Below are 448 nucleotides of genomic sequence, written 5' to 3'. Positions count from 1 at the left end.
GGGCAAATGATATCATTCTGATAGCGGACGAGGTGATCTGTGGTTTCGGGCGGCTTGGTACGCCCTTCGGCGCTCAGAAATACGGCTTCACGCCTGATATCATGACGGTCTCCAAGCAAATCACGTCGTCTTATATGCCGCTTGCCGCCGTCATTTTCTCCGATGCGATCTATCAGGCGATCGCCGACAACACCGCCACGATCGGCAATTTCGGCCACGGCTTCACGGCGTCAGGTCATCCGGTCGCGACGGCAGTGGGTCTCGAAAACCTGGCCATCTTCGAGGAGCGGGACCTGATCGGAAACGCGGCCCGCCTCGAGACGTCGTTCCAGGCCGGCATCCGCTCATTTGCCGATCACCCGCTTGTCGGCGAAGCGCGGGGCACCGGTCTTATCGGCGCCGTTGAGCTGGTGGCAGACAAGGCGACGAAACGCCCCTTCGTCAAGGT

General features: G+C 60.5%; 1 protein-coding gene. It reads left to right on the top strand.

What is annotated here, in order from left to right; translation table 11 throughout:
* The coding region (locus tag EN969_RS34900; protein ID WP_127419982.1) for an aminotransferase class III-fold pyridoxal phosphate-dependent enzyme at window positions 1-448 on the top strand (448 nt) is incomplete at both ends.

Source organism: Mesorhizobium sp. M7A.F.Ca.CA.003.01.2.1 (genome assembly GCF_003998945.1).
In the GTDB taxonomy this organism is placed as follows: domain Bacteria; phylum Pseudomonadota; class Alphaproteobacteria; order Rhizobiales; family Rhizobiaceae; genus Mesorhizobium; species Mesorhizobium ciceri.
Note: the sequence above shows the minus strand (reverse complement) of the source record. Positions and strands in the feature narration are given on the sequence as shown.